This is a genomic window from Pseudomonas sp. MWU12-2020, from assembly GCF_023100605.1.
Taxonomy (GTDB): Bacteria; Pseudomonadota; Gammaproteobacteria; order Pseudomonadales; family Pseudomonadaceae; genus Aquipseudomonas; species Aquipseudomonas fluorescens_H.
Genome location: NZ_JALMEX010000046.1, coordinates 1 through 720, shown reverse-complemented (window position 1 = coordinate 720; position 720 = coordinate 1). Strand labels below are relative to the sequence as shown.

The following is a 720-nucleotide window of genomic DNA, read 5'->3' as shown; positions in this document are numbered from 1 at the left end:
GATTCCAATGCCGTAATTGGCACGGGAACTGCGTTCATCGCCAACAGCCGTGTCGGCGATGGTTTCCGCGGCCCTGACGGTCGTTGGTACGAGGTGACAAACATCGCCAGTAACACCGCGCTGTCGATCTCGCCGAATTACGAAGGGCCAACGGTGGCCGGTGGTTTTTATTCAATCATGCCGGTGCAGGGATACCAGAAGGATCTGGGCGACCAAGTACGCGCCATCCTCAATGACTACGGTGAAAAGCTCGCCGCGCTCGGAACCACTGGCAACTATGATATTTTGCCACCGAGCAAGGGCGGGACGGGCATCACAGACCTGTCGTTTTTTATCGAGGGATTATTGAATGATGCGGATGCGCCGGCGGCCCGAACTACGCTCGGCGCCGCCAAGTCGGGAGCGAATGACGACATCACGTCGCTCACCGCTCTGACCACTGCAGTGTCAGTTTCGATGGGTGGCACCGGTGGTAAAACACAGTCAGAGGCTCGAATCGGGCTTGGGCTGAAGACAGGCGCTGTCGCCGACGTTATGGGCACCATGGCTGGCGGCGCAATCATCGAGGACATTTCGAACGCGAATGGCAACTGTGTTCGGTTCGCGAACGGCTTTCAAGTCTGCACGCTTCGGCGTTTTGTGACGGTGAGTTTCACTGACGCGCTGGCTGCGATGTACAGCCATCCCGGTGAGTTGTTCTTGCCGGCGGCATATCCGGCT

General features: G+C 58.2%; 1 pseudogene. It reads left to right on the top strand.

Annotation, left to right across the window (positions count from 1 at the left end):
* A pseudogene (locus tag M0814_RS28960) lies at positions 1-720 on the top strand (hypothetical protein); the annotation flags it as partial.